The sequence below is a fragment of the Paenibacillus taihuensis genome (genome assembly GCF_003386535.1).
GTDB lineage: Bacteria > Bacillota > Bacilli > Paenibacillales > Paenibacillaceae > Paenibacillus_Z > Paenibacillus_Z taihuensis.
Genome location: NZ_QTTN01000022.1, coordinates 84,877 through 109,899 on the forward strand (window position 1 = coordinate 84,877; position 25,023 = coordinate 109,899).

The window sequence follows — 25,023 nt, forward strand, 5'->3', positions numbered from 1 at the left end:
GTTTCGGCTAATGTAGCTGGTTTGCTGGACTTCTTCGGCTCTAAAGGCTATGTTTCGGCTAATGTAGCTGGTCAGGTGGACTTCTTCAGCATTAGTCAGTCCAAGAGTGGTACTGCGTACCCCTCTATAGCTCTTTTCCACGAAAATCAACCCAAGAGAGGTACTACATACCTCTCTTTAGTTCTTTTCCCCAAGAATCAGCCCAAGAGAGGTACTACGTACCTCTCTTTAGCTCTTTCCCCCAAGAATCAGCCCAAGAGAGGTACTACGTACCACTCTTTAGCTCTTTCCCCCAAGAATCAGCCCAAGAGAGGTACTACGTACCCCTCTTTTGCACATATCTCTTACCTTCCCATTGCAAAATTTGGCCTTTCTCCACGCCACCTATTGGATAAAAGAGGAAATTAAAAATAATTCGTGAATATTGTTTAAGATTTGTTCAAATTGTACGGACTTCTGGCATCTATCCTCTTGGAGGCCAGTTCAACCGAGTGGAGGATATGACGACTATGCATGGAGCGCAGGGACAGCATGCAGCGAACCAACCGAATAATCTGGCGAAGAACACTCATGATCGCGAACTCGTCGAGCGTGCGCAGCTTGGCGACACGGAAGCGTTCGGCGAGCTCATCGCGGCGCATCGTGACAAAGCGAGGCAGTGGGCGGAGCGGATGACGCAAGATCCGCACATGGCCGACGATATCGTGCAGGATGCGCTCATTCGCGCGTTTCTGCATCTGGGCTCGCTCACGGACAGCACCCGCTTTCTGCCGTGGCTGCACAAGATCATCCGCAACCAAGCGGCGATGCGGCTGCGCAGAGGCGGCCCGTACCGGCATGAGCAGCCGTTCACGGCCTTCGAAAGCGTGAAGCGAAGCAGCCCCAAGTCGGGGTTCGCAAAAGGCGCAGCCTCTTCGAACAGCAGCAGCGTTAACTGGGACGATCTCGACAGCATCCTGCATCATCTAAGCAAGGGCGGGCGTCAAGCTGCAAGTGTAGGCGAGAGCGTGCATGACGACCCTGCAGAGCAGCTGCTGCGCAAGGAGATGTTCGAGACGATCCACGTGCTGCTGCATTGTCTGAACCGCAAGGAGCGGCAAATTTTCGAAGCGTATTTCTTCAAGCAATGCTCGCCGGAGACAATTGCGGAGATGTACGAGACGACGACCGGAACGGTGTACACATATCTCCACCGCTCGCGCCGCAAGCTTCGGGAAGCGCATAACGTCAACGTCTACTTCCAAGGCCTCCAGCCGATTAGAGGAGGGAGTGTCATGACCAGGAAGAAGCAGATTCACCTTCCACCATGGAGCCGCGAACAGATGGCTGCCAATTCGCTCGTGGACCGCGTAGCCCAACTGCTTGCTGCATTAGATGATCCTAGACCGATGGCACAGCTGATGGGCCTATCCGGGTTTGCTTTTCGCATGAAAATCTCGAATCGAACCACATATGCCGATGGGCTCTACATTTACGACTGGCGTCAGGTCATCCCACAGTTCTTAGCTAAGCTGGGCTACGAAGCAACCATACTGTGCGGCCAGTTATCCGGTATGCCGGTCCCACTGCTCGGTGCGGCTGAGCGCTTTCCAGTAGTGTTCCCGATCGAAGAATCCGTCCTGCCTTTCATCCGAAAATATATCGATCAAGGCATGCCGCTCCTGTACTTCGATACGTTAGCCGAAAGACCTTATGTGCATGAGTGGTCGCTCGTTTACGGCTACGACGATGAGCAGCGAGTGATTCACCTCACCGATCGGATGTCTGCACAGGGGAAAACGCTTCGTTACGATGATGTGACGGACAATCCGCTCCGATTCCTTGTTGGAATCGACGGCAAGCAGACGAATCATCCCGAATCAACTACGCTTCAAGCTAACTTGAACGCGCTGCACTTCGCAGTCCAGTACGCACGCCAAGGATGCTCCTATTCGCCAACAACGGTGTACTTGAGCTACTCATCCGGGCTCGCTGCCTATGAACGCTGGATAGGCTTTATGCACAAGGATGCAGGTGTTATGCCGAACCGGTATGGCATGAGCCAATTATCGCTCGTCTACGGTGAAGCGAAGCGTCAAGCCGCGCAGTACTTGCGCGAATCGTTCATCGAAGGAGAACCAATGCGCCTGTTGCTGCTCGGAGCAGAGGCGTACGATCAAGCCGCGGAAGCGTTCGAACAGATCAGTGCGAGGATGCCATTCGGATCTTCACAGAGCATCTCCGCCTCACCGCAGACCGAGCTGCTCGCAGCATGTTCCACAGACTTGTCGACGGCAAGGGATTTCGAAGCGGCTGCAATCAGTTATATCGAGAAAGCACTCCTATTATGGGAAACGGAGCGAATCTAACCATGACAACCAAAGTAATCACGTTTATGACGCAGTTTGAGCATGTGAACGACCTGATCGCAGCGAAGGAATCTTTTGAAGCCGCTCATCCAGGTGTGACGATTGAGATTACGCAAGCGACCGATAATTTCGAGTCGGTGCGCGCATACAACAGCGACAATCCGCCGGATTTGATGGATTCGGGTGGCTGGGGTCTTTTTAAAAATAAAAATATGTTCGTGGATCTGACCTCGTTGGTGGATGCGGAAGCTGGACTTGCGGATGATCTACAGCCTGGATTGATGCAAATTGCCCGAATGGATGGCTCTCTACCGGCACTGCCAGTCGATGTTTCCATACCGCTCATCCTAATTAAGAAGCAGCTATTCGACGAAGCAGGCATTCCGTACCCGCACGAAGGTTGGACTTGGAGCGAATTTGCAGAGCTAGCAGGCAAGCTGACGCTTCGCAATGAGGAAGGTGTTGCGACACAGTTCGGCTTCGCTACAGCGCCGGATATCGAAATGTATGAGCCGTTTATCATGCGCAATGGCGGTTCGTACTTATCACCAGACGGCAAAACGGCTCATGGTTACATCGACAGTGAAGCGACCATTGAGGCTTTCCGCAGCGTCATTGATCTCTACCGTGTTCAAGGTGGTATTCGCAAACCGGATGAGCCTTCGGAAGCAGGGGAGCTGCATCAGCAGTTCGCGATGGTGTTTACGTTCACATGGTTTGTCGGCGGCTGTATCCATCACGGCATCATCGATCAATACGAGCTGCTCGGGCTTCCGCAGATGCCAGCCGGCCAGCCGGGGAATATGCTCTACATGGGCGGCGTCGGCATAACGCAGAAGAGCAAGGAGCCGGAGCTAGCTTGGCAGTTTCTCCGTCACTATGTACTGGGGCGTCCAGAGCGATTCGCTCAGAGCGACACACGCACACTCCCGATTACACGATCGCTCGCAGAGCAAAGTGGCATGACTTCACATCCGATTTGGTCGCACTACTTGAAGGAGCTGGACCACGTACGGGCAAGCGGCTTCTACCTCAGCGAAAAGTGGAATTCTTCCAGACAGCTCATAAACGAAGATATTAAGCGTATGATTGTGGATGGTGCCGATTTAGCTCAAACCTTGAAGTCTTGGACCCGATTTGCCTGAATATTGCGGCGAGTGGAGCCTTGATTCCTTCGAAAATAGGGATCAAGGCTTTAGTTTATGAACTTTACATGGACATTTGCCTATCCATTTGTTCCTACTGGTCAATATCTGCTATCATGTATGGATGGATATACTAAAAGTTAAATTAGTCTGAAAACAGATCAATTTTGATCATCAAGAGCTGGAGGTAACCGGTCAAAATGACAGCAGAGAACACAACCCTGAAGTCACCGTGGGAGTCCTACTATGGGCCAAACATGGGGTACATTGAAGAAATGTACGAGAACTACCTGCGTAATCCTGAGCAAGCCGATCCTGCATTTCGCGATCTCATCGCCAAATGGGGACCGCCAACGTCCGCCGCAGCTGTAAGCGTGGCAGCACCGACAACAGCAGCCGGAGTATCCGGTTCAAATAATGTACGTGCGATGGACCCCGCTTTTCTGAAAAAGATCGTTGATGCCGGCAAGCTAGTGCGGAACATCCGTATGTACGGCCATCTTGCTGCAGACAATGATCCGCTAGGTATCGCAGCTCCATCGGATACTCGTCTGCTTGAGCCAGCGACATTCAATCTGTCCGCTGACGATCTGGAAGCAATCCCTGCTTCGCTGATTTGGGAAGAAGCGCCTGAGACGATTCGCAATGGTAATCAAGCAATCGCGCATCTGAAAGAATCGTATACGAAGTCGTTCGGCTTCGAATTCGGCCACATTCATGATCAAGACGAGCGCCTATGGCTGCAGCGTCAAGCTGAAATCGGCATGGCTAGCAAGCCGATGAGCGCGAAAGAGCGCATCGCACTGCTTGACCGCCTCATCCAAGTCGAACAGTTCGAGACATTCTTGCACCGTGCTTTTGTCGGTCAGAAGCGTTTCTCGATCGAAGGAACAGATACACTTGTACCGATGCTGGACGAAATCGTTCGCGAGCTTGCGCATGAAGGCGCACAGCACATCCTGATGGGGATGGCACACCGCGGCCGTCTGAACGTGTTGACACATGTTCTTGGCAAGCCGTACACAGCGATCTTCTCCGAGTTCCACCACTCGCAGAATAAAGAGAAAGACCTGCTGCCGTCCGAAGGCGCGATGGGCATCAACATCGGCTGGACTGGCGACGTTAAATATCACCTTGGCGCACATCGCTCGGTGAAAGAGAATGAGACCGTTGAGACACGGATCTCGCTCGCAAACAACCCAAGTCACTTGGAATATGTAAATCCAATCGTCGAAGGCTACACACGTGCGGCTCAAGACAGCCGTAAAGAACCTGGTTATCCGAAGCCGAACTTCGACAGCGCTGCCGCAATTCTTATGCACGGCGACGCTGCATTCGCTGGTGAAGGCATCGTAGCGGAAACGCTCAACTTCAAGAAGCTTGAAGGCTACGAGAACGGCGGAACCATCCACATTATCGTAAATAACCGATTGGGCTTCACGACAGAGAGCCGCGACTCGCGTTCGACGCATTATGCGAGCGACCTGGCAAAAGGCTATGAAATTCCAATCGTTCACGTTAGCGCCGATGATCCAGAGGCGTGTATTGCTGCGGCACGAATTGCATGTGAATACCGTCTGAAGTTCCACAAGGACTTCTTGATCGACATGATCGGTTACCGTCGTTACGGTCACAACGAGACAGACGATCCAGAAACAACACAACCGCTCGTTTATAAGAAAGTGAAGAATCATCCGGTTGTTGCCCGCATCTATGGCGACAAACTGAAGGAGAAAGGTCTCCTGACGGATGAGCAAATCGAGAGCATGCGCCAAGAAGGGCTGCTCCGACTGCAAGGCGCGCTCGATGAAGTGAAGCAGAACGACAAGTCGTTCAAACAGCCGCGTGTCGATGAAGCAAGCAAGCGCCGCAAGAAAGAGATCGTGACTAGCGTGCCGCATCGCAAGCTGAGCGCCATTAACGAGGAACTCTTGAAGTGGCCAGAAGGCTTCAAAGTAAACGAGAAGCTGGAGCGGATCTTGAAACGCCGTGCCACTGCGCTTGATAAAGACGGCAAGGTAGACTGGGGGCTGGCGGAGACGCTGGCATTCGCGACAATCCTGTCCGATGGCACGCCAATTCGTCTGAGCGGTCAAGATTCCGAGCGTGCGACTTTTGCGTTCCGGAACATCGTCCTTCACGATCCGGAGAACAACAACACGTTCTCGCCGCTGCACAAGCTGCCGCAAGCGAACGCTTCGTTCGCGGTGCACAACAGCCCGCTGGCTGAAGCATCCGTACTTGGCTTCGATTATGGATATAACGTGTTTTCGCCGGAAACACTTGTTATTTGGGAGGCACAGTATGGTGACTTTGCCAACTGTGCGCAAGTTATCATTGACCAGTTCATTACAGCAGGCCGTGTAAAATGGTCGCAGAAGTCCGGTCTTATCATGCTTCTGCCGCATGGTTACGAAGGTCAAGGTCCAGAGCATTCGAGCGCTCGTTTCGAACGCTTCCTGCAGCTTGCTGCGGAAGACAATCTGACGATCGTGAACTTGTCGTCGGCAGCGCAATACTTCCACCTTCTGCGCCGTCAAGCGGCGATCATCAATACTGATGAAGCGCGTCCGCTCGTCGTGATGGCTCCGAAGAGCTTGATCCGTAACCCGTCCGTTGCTTCCGATCCGTCGGAATTCAGCCACGGCAGCTTCAAGCATGTGCTGGAACAACCAGGTCTTGGTACGAAGCCGGAGCAAGTAGAACGTCTCATTTTCTGTACAGGTAAAGTGTCTATCGACCTGGAAACAGCGCTTGAGCTCCAAGACGGCAAAGCATCCGAGCAATGGAACTGGGTACACATCGTTCGTCTGGAGCAGCTCTATCCGTTCCCGAAAACAGACGTCGAGCAAATCATCAGACGCTTCCCGAACTTGAAGGAAGTGCTATGGGTCCAAGAAGAGCCGCAAAACATGGGCGCTTGGAACTATGTTGAGCCGCGTATCCGCGCTCGCGTATCGAATCAAACGAATGTCCGCTACATTGGCCGTCCGAAACGGTCGAGCCCGGCGAGCGGTTTCCAATATGTTCACAACATGGAGCAGCAGCGGATTATTAGCGTCGCGCTGAACCGGAGCACGTTAAACTAGACCATCAATCAGCAGAGGAGAACAGCCATGAGTGAAGTAAAAGTTCCCGAAATGGGCGAATCAATCGTAGAAGGTACGATCTCGAAATGGCATGTCAAAGTTGGCGACAGCGTTAATGTCGGCGACGTATTGGCAGAGCTTGAAACGGATAAAGTCAACATCGAAATTAGCGCAGAGCAAGCAGGCTCCGTTGAGCAGCTGCTTCGCGGCGAAGGTGAAACAGTAGCAGTGGGCGAAACGATCGCAACGATCGGCGCTGGCACAGGTGCGGCAGCGCCGGCGGCAGCCGCAGCGGCTCCGGCTCAAACGGCAGCGGCAGTGGAAGCGCCAATCTCGCCGTTTAACGACCCTGCGGCAGCACCGGCTCCGGCAGCGCCAGTTGCGCCTGTAGCGCCTGCAGCGCCAGCTCCGTCGCCTTCGGCAGCGGATATCGCAGCAACGCCTGCAGCGCGCAAGCTTGCTAGAGAGCGCGGCATCGATCTGACGCAAGTACAAACGCTTGATCCGATGGGCCGTATCAGCCAGGTCGATGTTCAATCGCATGGAACGGTTGCGAAAGCTCCTGCAGCAGCACCAAGCGCGGCTCCCGCAGCAGCGCCTGCGGCAGCACCGGCGGCTGCAGCATCGGAGTTCGGCAAGCCGGTTGAGCGCCGCAAAATGTCCCGCCGCCGCGCGACAATCGCGAAGCGTCTGGTAGAAGCGCAGCAAACAGCGGCAATGCTGACAACGTTCAACGAAGTCGACATGACCGCGATTCTTGAAGTGAGAAAGCGCCGCAAGGATGCGTTCAAATCGAAGCATGACGTCGGCCTCGGCTTCATGTCCTTCTTCACGAAGGCCGTTATCGGCGCGCTCAAAGCATTCCCGCTGCTGAACGCAGAAATCCAAGGCGACGAAATCGTCGTGAAGAACTTCTACGATATCGGTATCGCGGTATCCGCGAAGGAAGGTCTCGTCGTTCCGGTCGTTCGTGATGCGGATCGCCTCAGCTTCGCGCAAATCGAGAAGCAAATCGCGGATCTCGCTGGCAAAGCGCGCGCGAACACGCTTGGTCTGAGCGACCTTTCGGGCGGTACGTTCACGATCACGAACGGCGGCGTATTCGGCTCCTTGCTGTCCACGCCAATCTTGAATGCTCCGCAGGTTGGTATCCTCGGCATGCACAAGATCCAAATCCGTCCGGTTGCGATCGACGAAACGCGTATGGAGAACCGTCCGATGATGTACATCGCGCTTTCGTACGACCACCGTATCGTTGACGGCTCTGAAGCGGTTCGCTTCCTCGTCACGGTGAAGGAATTGCTCGAAGATCCAGAATCCCTCCTGCTGGAGGGTTAATCCGCATGACCTAAACCTTACCTGCTGACGTCAGGACTTATGTCCCGTCGCGTCAGCTCGTAAGGTTTTTTATTTGCGAAAGCCGAACATTCACCATAGAATAAGGGTAATACCGACAAACGGAGGGGATGCAGATGCAGATGAATGTCCGAAAAATGCGGCTGTTTGATTACGAGAACATCCACTCTAGCGATGATCGGGATGAGTATGAGAAGGATTATGCGCGTCTGATCCAATCACCGGCTTTCCGCCGCCTGCAGGGCAAATCGCAAGTGTTTGGCGCGGGATCGGGCGACTATTACCGGACACGGCTGACCCACTCGCTGGAAGTATCCCAAATCGCGCGCGAGGTCGCCCGCAAGCTGGGGAAGAGCTACGCGTTTCTGGCGAAGAAGGAGCATCCGGGGCTGATGCTGGACCCGGAAGTCGTCGAGTGCGCATCGCTTGCGCATGATCTCGGTCATCCGCCTTTTGGCCATAAAGGGGAAGAAGTGCTCAATGAGCTGCTTCAAGCGGAGTGCGGCTTGAAGTTCGAAGGGAATGCGCAGAACTATCGCCTGCTGATGTTTCTGGAGAAACGCGCAGGCAGCGACAGCGGCCTTGATCTGACGGCAGCCGTGCTGCTGGCGATAAATAAATATCCGTTTTTGATCGAGGAACCGGGCAGGCTGAAAGGCGTCTACAGCATGGAGTGGGAAGGGATTCTCTCCTTGCGCCAGAAGTGGGGCATGCCGGAGGGCTGCGCGACGCTTGAAGCGCAATTGATGGATCTGTGCGACGATATCGCCTACTCCACGCATGACATCGAGGACGGAATCCGTGCCGGCAAAATTCAGATGAGCACGAGTCTGTTCGAGGATGATCGGCTTGTCACGAACGTCATGCACGAGATCGAGAACGACCCCGGCAATGCTGTGATGCGTTGGGACGAGGTCGATCTGAAGCAAATGGTAAAGCAGGCGCTCCATCATTATTTGCAGCAATGGGAATCCATCTACGTGGAATGCGGCAGAGAACCGTCGCGTACGCGCCGCGAGATGAAGGCCAGATGGGTGCGCAAATTCGTGAGCGGTGTCGGTATCATCGACGATCCTGCGACAGGCTGGAAGCGCGTCACGTTTATTCGCGACGGGGAGCAGGACATGGAGCTGCTGCGCACGATGGAGATTCTGAAGAAGCTGGCGTGGGTGACGCTGATCAAGGATTTTCGGGTGCAGCGGCTGCACAAGCGGAGCGAGATCATGCTCACTCGGCTCTGGGACAGCTTCAAGAATCCAGACACAGGGCGCCTCATCCTGCCGCCGGATTGGCTTGAGAGCTATGAACGGCAGAAGGGCAAATGGCGGTGGGAGCGGATGGTGTCCGATTACATCGCAGGCATGACAGATGCGTATGCGGAGAAGGTGTATGCGGAGTTCTACGCGAGCGGATCGGGTACCAAATGGGGATCGTTGTACGATCGGGATTAGCAGCATCGATTAATCACACCTAGGCAGCTCCGCGAACTCCTTCGCCGTGGGCTGCCTAGTTTTATTGCGTGACCGTTCATTCTGTTCTTACAAAGTTGGAAAAATAACTAATCATGAGAAGGAATGGGGCCATAGTCGTAGAAATGTTCACTTATTCTGACTCGAGTCTGGAGAGCTGCGTCAATGACGAGATGCAATTATGCAGCAACGATATTATTTGATTTGGACGACGTACTTGCCGACTTCTTATCTGCCCTTATTGAAAGATATAATCTACGCTACGATGGTTTGCTGAAGAAAGACCATATCATGCACTGGGATCTAAGCAAGGTGGTAAAGAAGGAATGCGGCACTCGCATTTATGACTTTTATCAAGAGCCGGGTTTGTTTCGCTATCTCAAGCCTAGAGACCATGCAGCGGAGGTTCTTGAAAGGCTGATCGACGCAGGACTCGAAATCGTGATCGTATCCGATGCGCCGATCGGTCATTCGTATGACGAGTACCTGCTGGACAAGACCAAAATCACGAATCCTGCGGACGACAAACGGAAGTGGATATCCGAGCATTTGCCGATGATCGACAAGAACAACATCATTTTCACGTCTCAGAAGTGGAGAATTATGGGCGATATACTGGTTGATGACCGGCCGGATACGTTCAACAAGTTCCGGGAATTAGGAAGAAACGCGATTCTAATGGATCAGCCCTATAATCAGGATATCGACACGCTACAGCGTGCGAGAAACCTGTTGGACGCGGAGCAAATGATTTATTCGTACCTGGATATGAACCCAATTAACCTAATGAAACCAAAGGAAGTGCTTCGATGAAACCGCTTATTTCCGTGATCATTCCTACTTATAATCGTCCCGGCGCGCTTTGCGAATTGCTGGAGTGCTTGTATCGCCAGACCTACAAGCATTTAGAAATCATTATCATCAACGACAATGGCGAAAATATCGATTTCGTGAGTTCGTTATACTCGGAATTGAACATCTTAATTATTGATTTGAAAGAGAATGTCAAGCATGTCGTAGCCAGAAACGAAGGTATCCGCCGCTCATCTGGCGATTATATCTTGTTATGCGACGACGATGATTTGCTGGTGCCGAAGCATGTGGAAACGATGCTCGAGCAGATTGCCGGCGTCGATCTGGTTTATTCGGACGCGGAAATCGTTGAATACGAAACGGTTGGAAAAACAAGAATACCGGTGAATAGATTGTTGTTCGCCTATGACTCCGATCGGGAAGCGATGAGAAGCTTCTCGACTTTCGTGGCATCCGGCAGTTTATATCGCAAAGCGATTCATGATCAAATCGGCTTGTTCGATGAAGAAGTCTATCACTATTGGGACTGGGACTTTTATTTGCGCGTATCTGAGAATTATCCGGTCAAACGCGTGCCGATCGCAGGGACGCTATATTCATTCGCGACATCAGGAGGAGATAATCTATCCGGTTCACTGTCCGATATGGAGCCGTTCTTGAAGCTATTATCAGACAAGCACGATTTGGGCCCGCTGCCGACGAAGAACTTCTTCTTATTGTTGGAAGAGCCCGGGGTTCGGAATCGCCAAGCTGTGAGCAAGGTCGTATGGGACGGTGAACCGACGATCTCTCGTTGGGCGAATATCTCATAAGGGGGAACACTGCCGGATGATGGATCTATCAATCCTGGTTACGCCAGACGGACATTTAGACGAATCGAAAGTGGTCCGAACGGAAGAAATCAACAAACAAAAAAACATCGATCGCTTAAGCTTGACCCGGTTTTGGATCGATACCGAGCAAGGGTCAAGAAGCTTTATCTTCAAACCTTCGAAGGACAGCAAGCCGATTCGATTCGAGCTTTGGCTGCAATCGGAAGTGCTTCCGAGGCTGGAAAACGTTCATTCTCCGAAATTGCTCGCGAGCAGAATCGACGAAGTGTCGAATGTGTTTTGGATGATTTTCGAAGATATGGGCCAAATTGAGCCGGTTTTCAACTATGAGGTAAGAATCAAAGCGGCGAGCAAAATGGCAAGCTGGCACAGCCTGCCCCTGGACACGATCCAGAAGCAGCAGCAGAGCTTTATGCCGCTGATCGATGAAACGATGCAGGAGCTGTGCAATGAATGGGCGACCTATGCAGAGCTGCTGCAGGACGCAGGAATAACGGCTGAACGGACGGACCTCTTTTTCCGTAAAATGATGGAGCTTAACGGTTCGTTTCCGGATGAACAGGTCGTTTGTCACGGGGATTACCACTGTTTAAATCTATTGGATCGCGGCGATGATTTAATCGTGCTGGACTGGGAATTCATCCAGATCAACTCGATTTATTGGGATTTTTATACGTTATTCGATATGGCTACGCCACGGTATGTGATCCGGATCAATAAAGAAACCCGACTAGACGCGTTAAAAGAATATATCGATCAGAGGGCATTGATGGGCTGGAAAGCACCGCCGGATTTCGTCTACCACTACCACATGTACGGCCTCGTTTACTCCGCTTGGATTCTCCGCTTGCTGGACAACGATCTGAAAGCAGAACGGTTCGACCGCGATGCGCTATTGCGTCAACGACGGGAAATGACGGAAATCATCGGCGATTGCTTCGATGTGATTGTGCCTGTGGGCTGAGGAGATAAGGCATGGATAACATTAACAATGCGAATACTGTCAAATGCAGCGTGATTCGTCTCGGCGTGGTGACAGACGTTCAGGAGAGCAGTGTGGTCATTGAAGTGAACGGGAAGTCGATTGCGATCGCACGGGACAAAATCGCTGCAGAAGCGGCAGCAGGCGATGTGGTGCGTTGGGATGGACAGCTGTGGATCAAACAGGAGGACCACCGGAAGTCCGGACATAATCCGAGGTTAGGCGACGAAACATGAGAAAAGCTTAATCCCTCCTGCACCCTCTTAAGCGCGAAGGATTACGAATCTTTCAGTAAGAGGTGATGAAGGGAATGGAACATATGGAATCGAAACGTTGTTTATTTTGCGATGAGCTTGTACAGGTGAAGAAAAAGGGAGGCAGCGAGTGGTACTTCGGCTGCATCTGCGCACCGGGTGGTGCTTATGGTCTGCGAGAGGACAGCGTAGAGCCATTCCGGCAGCTATCCTATACCGAGAAACGGAGCACGTTTCCGCTTCTGTCTGCATATATCCGCGAACAGAACGATAATGAAGAAGCGATTGTCCTCGACTTCGAAGATCGGGGCAGCATCCTGCAATCGCCGCAAATTCCGGTGACGAGCGAGGATAAGGGCATCCGTCTGCTTCGCTATTTACACCGTCATACGAGCGGGCCGAACGAGCCGCTGATCATTAATCATTTTGCGCAAAGCTATAATTTGACGTACTCGCCGAATTTGCAAGAATTCGTCTACATTACAGAGAAGCTCAAGGAAGAAGGCTTCATCGAGCGAATCGGTACAACGCTGAAGCTGACGGAGAAAGGCTGGCTTGAGGCAGCTGCTCACGCCACCGGCAAGGTGCTCAAGCAGTGCCTCGTCATTTACTCCGGTCCTGACGATGAAGTGCGAGAGTGGATGGATTCCGTCTTTCCGAGGCTCATACAGCTCGGCTATGCGCCGAAGCTATACGAAGAAGATCGCAGCGCCAAGCTGGAGATGAAGCCTATTGAGTCCGTGCTGCAATGTGTGTCGAGAGTGAAGCTGGTGATTGCGGATGTATCTGAAGCGACGAACGACTTGTGGCTGCGAATCGGTTACGCGCTTGGCTCCGAAGTGCCGGTCATCATGACGTGTAAGGCGAGCAGCGAACAACAGCTGCCAACGGGAATTAGGCCGATCCATTATGCAGATGCGGACGAGTTGACGGGTCTTCTTCAGAAGCAGCTCTGTTAGCGCCAGATTGGCTGCCCTGCTTTTTGACGGATTGGGGTTGCTCCTGACCTGCTCATAGGCTACAATCATTTTATACAATTTAATGAGATGCAAATTACGATGAGTTTCATTTCAGGAGGTGCCGTACATATGAGCATTTATGATTTCACGGTCCGGACGATTAATGGCGAAGAGCAGTCACTGGCAGCTTACAAAGGCAAAATCGTGCTGATCGTCAACACCGCAAGCGCATGCGGATTGACGCCTCACTACAAAGGACTTCAGCACATCTATGAAACGTACAAGGCGGAGGATGTCGTCGTACTCGGCTTCCCTTGTAACCAATTCGGCCAGCAAGAGCCTGGCTCGAATGAAGAAATTGCGGCATTCTGCGATTTGAACTATTCAGTCACTTTCCCGATGTTCGCGAAGATTGACGTGAAAGGTGAGAACGCTCACCCGTTGTACAAGTATTTGGTTGAAGCAGTTCCGGCTCAATATCGCACTGGCGATATCGAATGGAACTTCGTAAAGTTTCTCGTAGACGCGGACGGCGAAGTCGTGAAGCAGTATCCTGCTTCGACGGACCCGGCGGCAATTGAGCCGGACCTCCGCAGTTTGATCGATAACGGCAGCCTTGGTGCTGCGCCGAACACGGTCAATGACTAAGCTTTCGCTTCAACCGTAGAACGTACAAGAGCGCCCTCTACAGGGCGCTCTTTGATCTTTCGAGACGAAGACGAAGCTTGTTCCGTTTAAGTGTGATGATCTGCTTTAATCTGGTTCCTTGCGTCCGATACGCATGATAGAGAATGCCGAACAGCAGCCAACCGAAGCCCATGAGCAGAGCGTCCTTACTCAGTAATGCGAATAGCCACATGATGATGATAGCACCAATGCCGGGGATGATGAGGTACCGCAGCGTATCGACCGCCGATCTGCGGCTCTCTTTGACAAAATAATATCCAATGACAGCTATATTGACAAAGAAGAAAGCAGTTAAAGCGCCGAAGTTAACGAACTTGACAGCAGCGTCGAGTGAGATGATAAGCGCGAGCATGGACACCATGCCGACGATTAATATATTGACGATTGGCGTTTTCAGCTTTGGATGTACATAAGCGAAGATGCGGCTCGGCAGAATCGATTCCCGGCCCATGACATACATCAATCTTGAGACGCTGGAGACGGAAGAGATTCCTTGTGTAAAGATGGCGAATAAGAGCACAATGATGAAGATCGAACTGAGTGCGGCTCCGCCAACCTTCTGCACAATTTCGAGTCCGGCTGCATCCAGATTTACGAATGCGATAGCTTTGGGGAACACGAGCTGAGTCAGGTAGGATGGCGTGACATAAATGATGCTCGCTACACCGATAATAATGCCGATCGCTCTAGGGATGTTCTTATGGGCGTTTTTCGTTTCTTCCGTCATCGTCGTGATGGAGTCAAAGCCAAGGAAAGAGAAACAGATAATGGAGGCGCCTGTCAGTATCGTGGTGAGGGGAATTCGGGTCTGCAGGATCGGCTCGAGTGCTCCAGTATGCATCGAAAAATTTCGAATGAGCAGTATACAAAACAGCGCAATGAAGCACATTTGAAGAAGGACGAAGAGCTTGGAGAGATTCGCCGAGAAGGAAGCGCCTCTAATATTGACGGCGGTCATCAGCAGATTGATTCCGATCATCCACGTATAAACCGGAATGGCAGGGAATTGCGCATGCATGTAGATGCCAAACGTAAGGCATGCGATAATGGGGGAGAACAGATAGTCAAGCAGCAGCGCCCACCCGACAAGAAAGCCGAGATAGGGATGGATCGCTTGCTTCACATAGGAATAAGCGGAGCCGGAGGTTGAATGCGCTCTAGCCATCATGCTGTAGCTGTAAGCAGTGAACATAATGGCGACGAATGCGAGCAAGTAGGCTTGTGTCAGCATACCTCCCGCAGCGTTGTACGCGATACCGTAGATGGAGAAGTAAATCATCGGTGTCATCCAGGCGAGGCCTAGAAAAACAAGGTGTTGAAGGGATAGATTTTGTTGAAGCTTCGCTTGTTCTTTCATAGGCAGCATTCCTTTGCTTGAGCTTTCGGCCTGGTCTGGTTAGCTATTCTGTCATCTTCATGTAATTCAAACTTACATGTTAGATAATATAACATGATTGCCGATAGGTCAATCAAAAAAAAGTTGTGCAACGCATCAAAGATGAACGTGGGATGGAAAGGATGGACCTTAAGTTGTCAATCACCGAAGAAGAGAAACCGAAGCTAATCGCGACCAAGATCTGGAAATGTAAAAATGCGGAGTGTAAAGCGTGGGTCCGAGATGAATTTGCAGGTCAAGGCGAGCAAGCATGTCCGATCTGTAAAGGTCCGATGCATCGCAGTATGAGGCATTTGCCCGCTGTTCAAAATAAAATTAAGAAGCAGCCGAAGAAGCCGAAGTCCGAGTGGGATTCGGTTTAGAACAAGAAAAAGCCGCCATCATGGCGGCTTTTTCTGTTGAGCCGAACTCAATAAAGGAGCAGGATATCGGCCGGTACTTTGCGAATAGCGTTATATACACCATGACAGCCTAGACCAAGGATAGCAGGAGGGGGACGTGGGGGAATGAAAGTAACGACGGAAGGTTTACGGATTGAAGGGGCCAAGCTCGAGGGTGAAAATCCGCTGCCGATGTTTCGCAACTCTCAGCGGCATCGCGAGGTAACGGATAATGGCAGCTTGACGCCGGAACATAAGCTGCATATGGGTGAGAACACAGGGGAGCGGTATTTGCCATACCGCATCCAGGATCGGTATTCGAGGAAGCGCGAGACGATCGAGCTGAAGACGATCGTGCTAGAGAACGACAAACTGCGGGCCGTGTTTCTGCCGGAGTATGGCGGAAGACTGTATTCGCTGCAGGAGAAGTCGTCTGGACGAGAGCTGTTGTATCGAAATCCCGTGTTCCAGCCGGCGAATCTAGCGATACTTAATGCTTGGTTCTCGGGCGGGATCGAGTGGAATATCGGACATCTGGGGCATACATTTACGACTTGTTCTCCTGTCCACGCAGCCAAACTAGGCGATGACGAGGGGAATGAGTTTCTGCGCATCTACGAGTACGAACGGTGCAAAAACTTGTTCTGGCATATCGATTTTCACTTGCCGCCAGGTGCTGAGCAGCTTGGCGTCTATGTGCGCATCGTGAATGATCAGGATGCTGCCGTGCCGATGTATTGGTGGACGAACACTGCGGTCCCAGAGACGGAGCGAGCGCGTGTGTTCTCGGGGACTGGCGAGGTCATTTATATTGATCCGACACAGAAAGGGTATGGTGCTGACCGGTTGCCTTATTTGCCTGCTGTTCCGGAAGCGGATGTGTCGTATCCGATGGCTTTCCCATACGCGAGTGAATATTTCTTCCAGACGCCAGTAAGCGAACGGTCGCCTTGGGAAGCGGTAGCTTACAAGGATGGCCATCTCTTCTACGAACGTTCAACATCGATGCTGCGCTATCGGAAAATGTTCTGCTGGGGCGCTCATGTAGGAGGGAGACGCTGGTGCGACTTCCTTGCCAAGCCTGGCGAAGGCTACTACATCGAAGTGCAGGCAGGGCTTGCGCCGACGCAGCTGCACGGCATCGAGATGCCTGCCGATTCGGAATGGGAGTTTACGCAGCTGATCGGCGGTCTGGATGGTGCTGATCTCCAGCAGGTCTATCAGGAAAGCTGGGAAGAGGCTCGCAGTTATGTAGAGGGACGAATCGCGGATGCGTTAAGCGAGGAAGATGTCTATGCTGCGCATGAGAAATATCGGGCCTTGGCGGGCAAAGTTCCAGAGGAAATGCTTCATGCTGGGTCAGGTTGGGGCGCATTGGAGCGGGTGCGCAGAGCGCATGAAGGTGGACGTGGTGATGGTCGTGTTCGCGAAATACCGCGAGGGTTTATATTCGCTGATGCGACACTAGGCGTTCAGCAGCAGCCATGGCTTGCGTTGCTTAGGGAAGGCGAGCTGCTTGCTCATCACGTCGATGAAGTGCCGGCATCTTGGATGATTCAGGATGAGTGGATGGACATGTTGAGTGCCAGCGTTCGCAGGAGTTCGCTCGGTGGGGGTGCTGGCGAGTCTAGTCCAACGTGGAACGCTTATCTGCATTATGGCGTGATGCTGTACGAGCAGAGGCGCGAGTCAGAAGCGATCGAGGCATGGGAAGCTTCTGTGAGCCTTGCACCGTCGGCATGGGCTTATCGGAATTTAGCTGTAGCGATGCGCCAGCAGGGCAACTTTGAGCGTGCGCTGTCTTACTATGAGCAAGCGTATGCTGTGGCTGATGCGTTCCCGGATCGTGCTTTTGTAGAAGAATACCTAGGACTGCTCATTCAGCATAAAGAATTCGAGCGAGCGTGGGGCATCTACGAGTCGCTTCCGCCAGCGTTCTATGCAAGTGATCGTATCCAAATCATTGTTGGCGCAGCTGCTTTGGAGCTCGGTCACGATGCGTTCATGGAGAAGCTGTTCGCCACGGAGTTCGCCGTCATCCGAGAAGGAGAGACGCTGATTATCGAGCTCTGGTACGCGTATAACGCGAAGAAGCTTGCGGTCCAGCAAGGTGTGGAGCTGACGAAGGAACGGATTGAGGAAGCGAAAGTGCTGTTTCCACCGCCTTCGCCGATTGATTTTCGCACGATTGGATAATGAAGAAGAAGGCGAGGCAGCATTTCAGCTGCTTCGCCTTCGTCGTTTAATACAGAATCCGCCACAGATAGAACGTCGCGTATGCTTTCCAATCTCCCCAGCCGGCTGACAGCTCCTTGATCTCCGCAATGGACGGTTTCTCGTCTCTGCCCAGCACCAGCTTCAATGCGTTATGAAGTCCGACATCCGCAATTGGGAATGCTGCCGGCATCCGCAGACAGCGCATCAGCACATAATTGGCCGTCCATGGACCGATGCCTCTTATGCTCGTGAGTGCTTTCTCAATAGACGCCAAATCGCCCATCGCAAGCAGCTGCTCCTTGGACAATCGGCCTTCGACCATCTCCTTGGCAGTGCCGATCAGGTATTCGGATTTACGCGTCGTCAGCTGCATGGGCGTTAGGTCTTCGACTTGAAGCTCCGCGATCACCTCAGGCGCAGGGAAAGTGAAGTAGCGTCTGCCTTCAAAATCCTGATACGTCCCATAGTGTTCAACGAATCGCTGCTTGAGTGTGTAGGCGAATGGCAAATTGATTTGCTGCCCCATAATCCCCCAGCACATCGCTTCGAACAGATCATCGATGCCGACAATTCGTAATCCATAGAACTGCCGCGCACAATCCCGTAGAATATCGTCTTGTTCGGCCATTTCAAAGAATGGTGCCAGCTTCCGATCCAGGTCGAACCAATCGCGTACATAAGCTGCGGCCTCATCGCGGATTGCGGGACTCGGCTCGCTTCCATCTGCGTGACCATTTGGAAATTCGAGCTGCAGCATGCTGTCCTCTATCGCTGATAACCGGATGAGGAGCGGGCCGGATGAACTGGAGATTAATCTGGTCACGACCCGGTCCTGCACATCAAACATGCACTCCTTCGAGGAGCGGCTTAAATAGTCTACCGTACGGTTATAGCTGAATTCGGCCGGCGGCCCAATGAGTGTTGGAGAATAAATCATGGTGTGGTCTAGCACCTCCTTATGTTAATGCGGCTGTATATAGTTGTATCATATTTTTGACGGGTGAGGCTTTTCTAATCTTGCTCTTTCATCCCATGCCTCTTACATGGAGGCTGCTAAGGCGGGTATACTTGGCTTAGAGGTGAACGAACATGATGACGGATGAACGCTGGACAGCGATTGTCAATTGCGATACTTCATACGACGGTCAATTCTATTACGGAGTCACGACGACGGGCATCTTCTGCCGGCCGTCGTGCAAATCCAGAGCGCCGCTGCCCGAAAATGTGCGGTTGTTCGATACAGCTGCAGAAGCATTGACGAACAAATTCCGGCCTTGCAAACGTTGCAAGCCAGACGGCATGCGCCTTCCCGATGAAGAGTGGGCTGTAGCGATCAAGGAAGTGATCGAAGCTAGATATCAGGAGCCGCTTACGCTGCCTGTACTCGCAGAGCTTATGCATGTGAGTCCTTATCACATGCACCGGACATTCAAACGGCTGACGGGCGAGTCGCCAGCCGCGCTGCTCAGCCGGACGCGGATCGCAGCCGCGAAGGAGCTGCTTCGTGCATCAGCTCTGCCGGTGCGAGAGATTGCAGAGCGAGTCGGGTTCCCTAACGCCGCACACTTCGCGACGGTGTTCCAGAAGGCAGAGGGCTGCTCGCCGACCGCTTACAGACAACAGCTGCAGCTAACAGAAGTTATAGATAAATAAGGAACGGTGATCATAATGAGTATGAGCAACATCTATTGGACGACATTTTATCATGAGAACTGGCAGCTCTACATGGCTGCAACGGACGAAGGGCTTTGTTACGTCGGCACGCCGAATGCGTCTTTCGAAGAGTTGACATCGTGGGTGAAGAAACGTTTTCCGGGAGTCGCACTTATGAAGAACGACGCTGCAATGGCGGTATATAGCGACGAGCTGAGCAAATATCTAAGCGGAGAACTGCAGCAATTTGGGCTGCCGCTTCATTTGATTGGGACGCCGTTTCAGATGTCTGTATGGGAGGCGCTTCAGAATATCCCGCACGGGCGTACATGCTCGTATTCCGATGTCGCAGCTCAGCTTGGCAAAGAACGAGCGGTTCGTGCCGTCGGTACGGCAATTGGCGCGAATCCGGTGCTCTTCGTTGTGCCGTGTCACCGAGTTGTGGGCAAGGATGGTTCGCTAACCGGCTACCGCGGCGGCATGGATGTAAAGGAAGTGCTGCTCAAGCTCGAAGGCGTGCTATAATAGAGCGATACTTGCGCATTGGAAACGAAAGGATGAAAGCATGATCACGATTACAGAATTTTCGGTGGATAAAATCAGAGATCCATTCGGTATCGTCGCCGGCGACCGGTACGAGTTCCGCTTGGAGCTGGACATTGAAGAGGATGACGAGCTCTATTCGGAGAGCGGCGTCTATGTACGGGTTATTTTCCGCGTGGACGGAGAAGAGTCCCGCATGGTGAAGTACGAGCTTCACGAGCGCGGGAGCGACCGTTACCTCGACTTCGATCTGGAGGAAGAGGAAGAGAAACAGATCGAAGCTTTCTGCAGAGAGCATTACTCCGAGTGGGAAGAATAGCCTCAATGCAAGCAACAGAAAAGGACCGTTCGCGAAATGCCGCGAACGGTCCTTATGTTTTGTGAAGCTAGGATGCATTGACGATCTTCAATCGGCGTTCCTCGCGCTGCTCGGGCGTCATCTTCGGGCAATTGTAGCACATTTCGCCGTTTTCGCGGCAATAAAACATGCAGCAGCCGGAACGGATGATTAGCTTGCCGCCTGCCTGGTAAGGACTATCAATATAGCGCGGATTATGCATGAATGGATTGCGCCGGCTTGCGAACAACTCTCCGCTGAGCTGCTCTGTAAGGATGGATTGGAACTGCTTGAAACGTTCGATCACTTGCTCATCGGATTCCTTAACGGCGAAGGTGCTGGAGAAGCTGATCATCGCACTTCCGGCTTGGCTCCAGATGACGCCTGGCTTCACGCCTCCGGCAGCGGCAACGGCTTGGATTGCTGGAGTGATTGTCTGTTCGAACATTTGGGTCAACGCTTCGCGTACGAATGTCTCTCGCGCAGCAGCATCCTCAGGCAGCGAGGTTGTTCGTACTTCTCGAATCTGGAAGCCGAATCCAGCCCAATCGCCGTTATCGTCGATCTGAAGCACGAGATTATCGATGGATAGGTCAACAAGGACGTCGTGCCTCGCCATGATGACCATGGATGCCGCACATAATCTGAATAGTGTCGTGCCAATCAGGGAAGCTGCAAGCTCAGAGCCGGTCGCCTTATAGATCCGTCCGCTGAACTGTAATGCTTCGCGCGCAGGCTCCATGTGAAGTAAATCGAATGCAGCCAACTCAAAAGATGCGGTTGCCGAACCTTCCGGCGAAAGCTTTATGTAAAGCGACTCGAGCGCTTTGAAATCAATCGTATCTCTGTTCGTGGCCATAAGGACACCCCTTTGATATTGATAACCGTTCTCAATCGTTTGAGTAGTAATTATAGAACGAGTTATCGGGAAGTGTCAACGCTTTCTTGGCGTCTTCCAGACCTCTCAAGTGGACAGGCCGAGTCTGCGCCGCTTATAATGGAGGGATGTTATCGCATAGATAGAAACAATTGATCGTCATGAACGGGGCGTAACGCGGATGAAAAAATTCAAGAAGTTTTATATCGAAATTACGAGCATATGCAATCTGGTGTGTTCCTTCTGTCCGCCAACGCAGAGGCAGAAGGGCTTCATCAAGATCGAGGATTTCACGAAGATCCTTGATGAGATACGGCCGCATACCGAATACATCTACTTTCATCTGAAAGGCGAGCCGCTGCTGCATCCGAAGATCGACGAGCTGCTCGATCTGAGTCACGAGCGCGGATTCAAGGTTAATATTACGACGAACGGAACGCTGCTCCCTAAGGTCAAGCATAAGATTCTCGGCAAACCGGCGCTGCGTCAAATGAATTTCTCGCTGCACAGCTTTGACGGGCATGAAGGCTCTGTCGACAAGGAAGGGTATGTCGGGAGCGTGCTTTCTTTTGCCAAGGAAGCTGCCGAGACGACGGGGATGCTCGTCTCCCTTAGATTGTGGAATTTGACGGAAGATAATACGACGAACGTCGAGCGGAGCCGCAATCAGGAAATTCTCGATCAGATCGAGCGGGAATTTAATCTGGATTTCAAGATTCTGGACCAGTTCAAGCGGGGCAGCGGCGTCAAGATTGCCGACCGCATCTATGTGAACCATGACCATGAGTTCAAATGGCCGGATTTGAAGGAGAAAGAAGACGAGGGCAAAGGATTCTGCCACGGCCTTCGCAATCAAGCCGGTATCCTGGTAGACGGCACGGTCGTACCTTGCTGTCTGGACGGAGAGGGCGTTATTAATCTGGGCAACATTAATGAGAAGCCGTTCTCCGAAATCATTGAGGGGGAGCGGGCGAACAGGCTGTACGACGGATTCTCGCGCAGAGAAGTGGTCGAAGAGCTGTGCCGCAAGTGCGGATACCGCCAGCGCTTCAGTATGTAAACGGAAAGAGGGTTAGTAATAACGCGTATGAGTTATTTACCGATCGGGCAAAGGCGGGAGCTGCTTGCTCTGAACGAATCGAACAAGAGAAGAATCCCGCTCTTTTATATCGCAATCGTTGTTTTTGTCGTGAAAATGGCGCTGCTGCGTCATTTTCTATTCAGCGGCATTGATTGGCCGCGGCTTGCTGCGGATTTGTCCGCCGTGCTTGTTATATTGTCGCTCGTAGAGCTGATTACGCCGGCGAAGCTGAAGGCTTACGCATACGGTGGTCTCAACCTCATTTTCTCGCTGCTCTTATTCTCGTCGGCTGTATATTTCGAACATTTTGGCTCGGTACCGACTTATACGGCGCTATATGAGCTTCATCAAGTGACGAAGATTCAATCCAGCGTAGAGTCGACGATAAAGTTCAGTCACTATCTGTTCTTCGCAGACATCGTGATTGCGCTCGTGATCTGGATCGTGGCACTTGTCCTACGGGGGCGCAGTGATGGCCGCAGACCTGCTGCGGTAGTATCTGCCGCGCCGATGTATCGGGTCGTCATCACGGTTGTGTTAATCGCCAGCTTCGCGCTGTCCGCTCGTTTCATTCAGCTTGGCTTGCCGATCGCCAATGAGTTGGTCGAGGCGGAGCAGGAAGGCTTCCTGAACTATCAAGTGTCTGCCGTCATTAAGGCGGAGCGGGATGACAGCATCGCATCGGAAGGCAACACGGATGAGATTGTGAAAGAGGTGAACGACCTCCAATCAACTTATCCTTACAAGGACAATCCGCAGTCTGGTACACCTGCTTATTTCGGGGCGGCAGAAGGGAAGAACGTCATCATCATTCAGATGGAGGCGTTCCAGAATTTCCCGATTCATCTGAAGCTCGGCGGTCAAGAAGTGACGCCTGTGCTTAATGAGCTGGCAGGAGAGGGCTTGTACTTCCCGCACATCTTCCAGCAGATTGGTCAAGGGAATACATCGGACGCAGAGTTTATGTCTAATACGTCGATCTACCCTACGGCGAAGATTGCGATGTCGACCGGATACGGTGATCGCGCGATTCCGAGCTTGCCGAGACTGCTGCAGAAATTCGGCTACGATACGAACACATTCCATGTGAATGACGTGACGTTCTGGGATCGCAATAAGCTGTATGCAGCGCTTGATTTCAATCATTATTATGACAAGCCGAACTATAAGAACGATCACTTCAACAGCTTCGGCGCGTCGGACGAAGAGCTCTATCGCGTCGCGGTGGAGAAGCTCTCCGCCGATAAACAGCCGTTCTACGGTCAGTTCATCACGGTGTCCAGCCACTTCCCGTTTGAAGTGCCGGCGGATCGCGCGAAGATGACCTTGCCGGATAATCTCAAGGGAACACAGCTCGGCAGCTATCTGCTCGCCGTGAACTACACCGATTATGCCATCGGCATGCTCATCGACAAGCTGAAGGCGAACGGGATGTGGGACGATACTGTACTTGTGTTGTACGGCGACCATTTCGGCTTGCAGCCGAATGACAACGATCCGGATCAAGTGAGCAAGGCGCTCGGCATCAAGTACGATCCGAAGGTAAGCCGGTTCAACATCCCGCTCATCATCCACGTGCCTGGCGCGAAGGAAGGCAAAGTGGTGGAACAGGTTGGAGGACAGCTCGACATTATGCCAACCGTCGCGAATATGCTCGGCATCTCGCTGCAGCAGGAGAAGTTTACGGCATTCGGTCATGACCTGATGAACATCGACCGCAACGTGTTCGGCATGCGCTACTATCTGCCGACAGGATCGTTCTTCAACAACGACATCCTATTCGTACCGGGTCAAGGCTTCGATGACGGAACAGCGGTGAACATTAAGACGCTTGAACCAGTGACGGATATCTCGACATATCGCAAAGATTACGACTACATCATGAAGCTGATGACATTGTCGGATCGGTATGTGAAGTCGCTGCCTAAGCGGTAGCTGATGTGCGATGGAATAACCGAAAAACGGATAATGGAATAACGGAATAGATCGCCTCTCTCGCTTGCGGGGGAGGCGATTTTTTTGCTCCTAAGAGAACACCTAACGAACGTTAATGTAATATTATCTAACATAAGTGTTGACACTTTCGTGAGATGGCACCTATAATACGAATCAATAACAGGTTTTAACAATTGCATATCGGTTCTCATGTCAGCTATTCAACCAATGAGAACGACAAAGCTATCTAGGGTTCCGTTGATGAGCGATCACTCGCTGCTTGCATCAAGCTGGTCCGAGAGATAGTGTGCGGCGTGAGAGCGCCGTATAACACGGAAGGACAAAAGCCTGGGAGATCATCTCCTTGGCTTTTTTGTTGTACGCCCAGCATGGGCGTCATCTCTAGGGTGAAAGTCCCGAACGGGGGCTGGCGAACGCCTACCGTTAGCCAAGAGCAAGGGTGTCCGCCGCGAGGCGGAATCTGAAGGAAGCTTAAGGCAAATGCACGAGCCAAGGTACACGAACTGGATTCGAGGCAGGGTTAGCCGGATGAGTCACCAACACATGACGAAATCCCAAGTCGCCAAAGGCTATCTTTGTAAACTCCAGTGGTTGCGGGCAGAAAGATGACGTTCTTATCTGGGGAGGTCTGCGGGAGGGGAAAAAAAA

At 52.2% G+C, this 25,023-nt stretch carries 22 protein-coding genes and 1 riboswitch; of the genes, 19 read left to right on the plus strand and 3 right to left on the minus strand.

Going from position 1 to position 25,023, the window contains the following annotated elements; all coding sequences use genetic code 11:
* The 12 genes from A8990_RS31845 to A8990_RS18370 form a co-directional block, all read left to right on the plus strand.
* Positions 1–408, plus strand: a 408-nt coding sequence (locus tag A8990_RS31845) for a hypothetical protein (RefSeq protein WP_220376825.1), incomplete at its 5' end; no start/stop codon positions are given.
* Positions 409–500: 92 nt separating this feature from the next.
* A complete protein-coding gene (locus tag A8990_RS18320; RefSeq protein WP_147306828.1) occupies positions 501–2,348 on the plus strand; it encodes an RNA polymerase sigma factor in 1,848 nt (615 codons plus the stop codon).
* A gap of 2 nt (positions 2,349–2,350) precedes the next feature.
* A complete protein-coding gene (locus tag A8990_RS18325) occupies positions 2,351–3,493 on the plus strand; it encodes an extracellular solute-binding protein (protein WP_181909653.1) in 1,143 nt (380 codons plus the stop codon).
* Positions 3,494–3,693: 200 nt separating this feature from the next.
* The gene (locus tag A8990_RS18330) at positions 3,694–6,582 is read left to right on the plus strand and encodes a 2-oxoglutarate dehydrogenase E1 component (protein WP_116190491.1); all 2,889 of its coding nucleotides are present in this window, start codon (positions 3,694–3,696) and stop codon (positions 6,580–6,582) included.
* Between the two features lie 27 nt (positions 6,583–6,609).
* Complete coding sequence (odhB, locus tag A8990_RS18335) at positions 6,610–7,920, plus strand: 2-oxoglutarate dehydrogenase complex dihydrolipoyllysine-residue succinyltransferase (RefSeq protein ID WP_116190492.1); 1,311 nt, start codon at positions 6,610–6,612, stop codon at positions 7,918–7,920.
* Positions 7,921–8,060: 140 nt separating this feature from the next.
* A complete protein-coding gene (locus A8990_RS18340) occupies positions 8,061–9,389 on the plus strand; it encodes a deoxyguanosinetriphosphate triphosphohydrolase family protein (protein WP_116190514.1) in 1,329 nt (442 codons plus the stop codon).
* A gap of 183 nt (positions 9,390–9,572) precedes the next feature.
* Positions 9,573–10,220, plus strand: a complete 648-nt coding sequence (locus A8990_RS18345; protein ID WP_116190493.1) for a 5' nucleotidase, NT5C type — start codon at positions 9,573–9,575, stop codon at positions 10,218–10,220.
* Positions 10,217–11,032, plus strand: a complete 816-nt coding sequence (locus A8990_RS18350; RefSeq protein ID WP_116190494.1) for a glycosyltransferase family 2 protein — start codon at positions 10,217–10,219, stop codon at positions 11,030–11,032. The genes A8990_RS18345 and A8990_RS18350 overlap by 4 nt, the downstream gene beginning before the upstream one ends.
* A gap of 16 nt (positions 11,033–11,048) precedes the next feature.
* On the plus strand, positions 11,049–12,017 hold the full coding sequence (locus tag A8990_RS18355; RefSeq protein WP_116190495.1) for a phosphotransferase: 969 nt from the start codon (positions 11,049–11,051) through the stop codon (positions 12,015–12,017).
* Between the two features lie 11 nt (positions 12,018–12,028).
* The gene (locus A8990_RS18360; protein WP_116190496.1) at positions 12,029–12,271 is read left to right on the plus strand and encodes a hypothetical protein; all 243 of its coding nucleotides are present in this window, start codon (positions 12,029–12,031) and stop codon (positions 12,269–12,271) included.
* A 74-nt stretch (positions 12,272–12,345) separates the two neighbouring features.
* Complete coding sequence (locus A8990_RS18365; RefSeq protein ID WP_116190497.1) at positions 12,346–13,248, plus strand: hypothetical protein; 903 nt, start codon at positions 12,346–12,348, stop codon at positions 13,246–13,248.
* Between the two features lie 129 nt (positions 13,249–13,377).
* On the plus strand, positions 13,378–13,896 hold the full coding sequence (locus A8990_RS18370) for a glutathione peroxidase (RefSeq protein WP_116190498.1): 519 nt from the start codon (positions 13,378–13,380) through the stop codon (positions 13,894–13,896).
* 37 nt (positions 13,897–13,933) lie between these two features.
* On the opposite strand, the gene A8990_RS18375 is transcribed toward A8990_RS18370, so the two are convergent.
* The gene (locus A8990_RS18375; RefSeq protein WP_116190499.1) at positions 13,934–15,292 is read right to left on the minus strand and encodes an APC family permease; all 1,359 of its coding nucleotides are present in this window, start codon (positions 15,290–15,292) and stop codon (positions 13,934–13,936) included.
* A 173-nt stretch (positions 15,293–15,465) separates the two neighbouring features.
* On the opposite strand from A8990_RS18375, the gene A8990_RS18380 reads away from it, so the two are divergent.
* Entirely contained in the window at positions 15,466–15,693 is a 228-nt protein-coding gene (locus A8990_RS18380) for a cold-inducible protein YdjO-related protein (RefSeq protein WP_245996089.1), read from the plus strand.
* Positions 15,694–15,837: 144 nt separating this feature from the next.
* Entirely contained in the window at positions 15,838–17,907 is a 2,070-nt protein-coding gene (locus tag A8990_RS18385) for a DUF5107 domain-containing protein (protein WP_116190501.1), read from the plus strand.
* 46 nt (positions 17,908–17,953) lie between these two features.
* On the opposite strand, the gene A8990_RS18390 is transcribed toward A8990_RS18385, so the two are convergent.
* Positions 17,954–18,865: a DNA-3-methyladenine glycosylase family protein gene (locus A8990_RS18390; protein ID WP_116190502.1), complete on the minus strand. Its 912-nt coding sequence runs from the start codon at positions 18,863–18,865 to the stop codon at positions 17,954–17,956.
* Between the two features lie 152 nt (positions 18,866–19,017).
* On the opposite strand from A8990_RS18390, the gene A8990_RS18395 reads away from it, so the two are divergent.
* From A8990_RS18395 to A8990_RS18405, 3 genes are read left to right on the plus strand one after another with little or no spacing between them, the layout of a single operon-like run.
* Positions 19,018–19,581 (plus strand): bifunctional transcriptional activator/DNA repair enzyme AdaA, encoded by a 564-nt coding sequence (locus A8990_RS18395; protein WP_116190503.1) that lies wholly within the window; start codon positions 19,018–19,020, stop codon positions 19,579–19,581.
* A gap of 15 nt (positions 19,582–19,596) precedes the next feature.
* Positions 19,597–20,106 (plus strand): methylated-DNA--[protein]-cysteine S-methyltransferase, encoded by a 510-nt coding sequence (locus A8990_RS18400; protein ID WP_181909654.1) that lies wholly within the window; start codon positions 19,597–19,599, stop codon positions 20,104–20,106.
* A gap of 40 nt (positions 20,107–20,146) precedes the next feature.
* Complete coding sequence (locus A8990_RS18405) at positions 20,147–20,443, plus strand: DUF6509 family protein (protein ID WP_116190504.1); 297 nt, start codon at positions 20,147–20,149, stop codon at positions 20,441–20,443.
* A gap of 67 nt (positions 20,444–20,510) precedes the next feature.
* On the opposite strand, the gene A8990_RS18410 is transcribed toward A8990_RS18405, so the two are convergent.
* Complete coding sequence (locus A8990_RS18410; protein ID WP_116190505.1) at positions 20,511–21,320, minus strand: ferric iron reductase; 810 nt, start codon at positions 21,318–21,320, stop codon at positions 20,511–20,513.
* A gap of 199 nt (positions 21,321–21,519) precedes the next feature.
* On the opposite strand from A8990_RS18410, the gene A8990_RS18415 reads away from it, so the two are divergent.
* Positions 21,520–22,398 carry a radical SAM/SPASM domain-containing protein gene (locus tag A8990_RS18415; RefSeq protein WP_116190506.1) on the plus strand — a complete coding sequence of 293 codons (879 nt, stop codon included), beginning with the start codon at positions 21,520–21,522 and terminating at the stop codon, positions 22,396–22,398.
* A gap of 27 nt (positions 22,399–22,425) precedes the next feature.
* Complete coding sequence (locus A8990_RS18420) at positions 22,426–24,354, plus strand: LTA synthase family protein (RefSeq protein WP_116190507.1); 1,929 nt, start codon at positions 22,426–22,428, stop codon at positions 24,352–24,354.
* 236 nt (positions 24,355–24,590) lie between these two features.
* A riboswitch (guanidine-I (ykkC/yxkD leader) is annotated at positions 24,591–24,711 on the plus strand.
* Positions 24,712–25,023: the final 312 nt, after the last annotated feature.

What these genes read in the sequence shown, in the direction of transcription:
- A8990_RS18420 (WP_116190507.1), top strand. Translation starts at nt 22,426, where the DNA reads ATGAGTTATTTACCGATCGGGCAAAGGCGGGAGCTGCTTGCTCTGAAC.
- A8990_RS18390 (WP_116190502.1), bottom strand. Translation starts at nt 18,865, where the DNA reads ATGATTTATTCTCCAACACTCATTGGGCCGCCGGCCGAATTCAGCTAT.
- A8990_RS18320 (WP_147306828.1), top strand. Translation starts at nt 501, where the DNA reads ATGACGACTATGCATGGAGCGCAGGGACAGCATGCAGCGAACCAACCG.
- A8990_RS18395 (WP_116190503.1), top strand. Translation starts at nt 19,018, where the DNA reads ATGATGACGGATGAACGCTGGACAGCGATTGTCAATTGCGATACTTCA.
- A8990_RS18360 (WP_116190496.1), top strand. Translation starts at nt 12,029, where the DNA reads ATGGATAACATTAACAATGCGAATACTGTCAAATGCAGCGTGATTCGT.
- A8990_RS18330 (WP_116190491.1), top strand. Translation starts at nt 3,694, where the DNA reads ATGACAGCAGAGAACACAACCCTGAAGTCACCGTGGGAGTCCTACTAT.
- A8990_RS18405 (WP_116190504.1), top strand. Translation starts at nt 20,147, where the DNA reads ATGATCACGATTACAGAATTTTCGGTGGATAAAATCAGAGATCCATTC.
- A8990_RS18325 (WP_181909653.1), top strand. Translation starts at nt 2,351, where the DNA reads ATGACAACCAAAGTAATCACGTTTATGACGCAGTTTGAGCATGTGAAC.
- A8990_RS18365 (WP_116190497.1), top strand. Translation starts at nt 12,346, where the DNA reads ATGGAACATATGGAATCGAAACGTTGTTTATTTTGCGATGAGCTTGTA.
- A8990_RS18385 (WP_116190501.1), top strand. Translation starts at nt 15,838, where the DNA reads ATGAAAGTAACGACGGAAGGTTTACGGATTGAAGGGGCCAAGCTCGAG.
- A8990_RS18350 (WP_116190494.1), top strand. Translation starts at nt 10,217, where the DNA reads ATGAAACCGCTTATTTCCGTGATCATTCCTACTTATAATCGTCCCGGC.
- A8990_RS18375 (WP_116190499.1), bottom strand. Translation starts at nt 15,292, where the DNA reads ATGAAAGAACAAGCGAAGCTTCAACAAAATCTATCCCTTCAACACCTT.
- A8990_RS18410 (WP_116190505.1), bottom strand. Translation starts at nt 21,320, where the DNA reads ATGGCCACGAACAGAGATACGATTGATTTCAAAGCGCTCGAGTCGCTT.
- A8990_RS18400 (WP_181909654.1), top strand. Translation starts at nt 19,597, where the DNA reads ATGAGTATGAGCAACATCTATTGGACGACATTTTATCATGAGAACTGG.
- A8990_RS18355 (WP_116190495.1), top strand. Translation starts at nt 11,049, where the DNA reads ATGATGGATCTATCAATCCTGGTTACGCCAGACGGACATTTAGACGAA.
- A8990_RS18415 (WP_116190506.1), top strand. Translation starts at nt 21,520, where the DNA reads ATGAAAAAATTCAAGAAGTTTTATATCGAAATTACGAGCATATGCAAT.
- A8990_RS18345 (WP_116190493.1), top strand. Translation starts at nt 9,573, where the DNA reads ATGACGAGATGCAATTATGCAGCAACGATATTATTTGATTTGGACGAC.
- A8990_RS18370 (WP_116190498.1), top strand. Translation starts at nt 13,378, where the DNA reads ATGAGCATTTATGATTTCACGGTCCGGACGATTAATGGCGAAGAGCAG.
- A8990_RS18340 (WP_116190514.1), top strand. Translation starts at nt 8,061, where the DNA reads ATGAATGTCCGAAAAATGCGGCTGTTTGATTACGAGAACATCCACTCT.
- odhB (WP_116190492.1), top strand. Translation starts at nt 6,610, where the DNA reads ATGAGTGAAGTAAAAGTTCCCGAAATGGGCGAATCAATCGTAGAAGGT.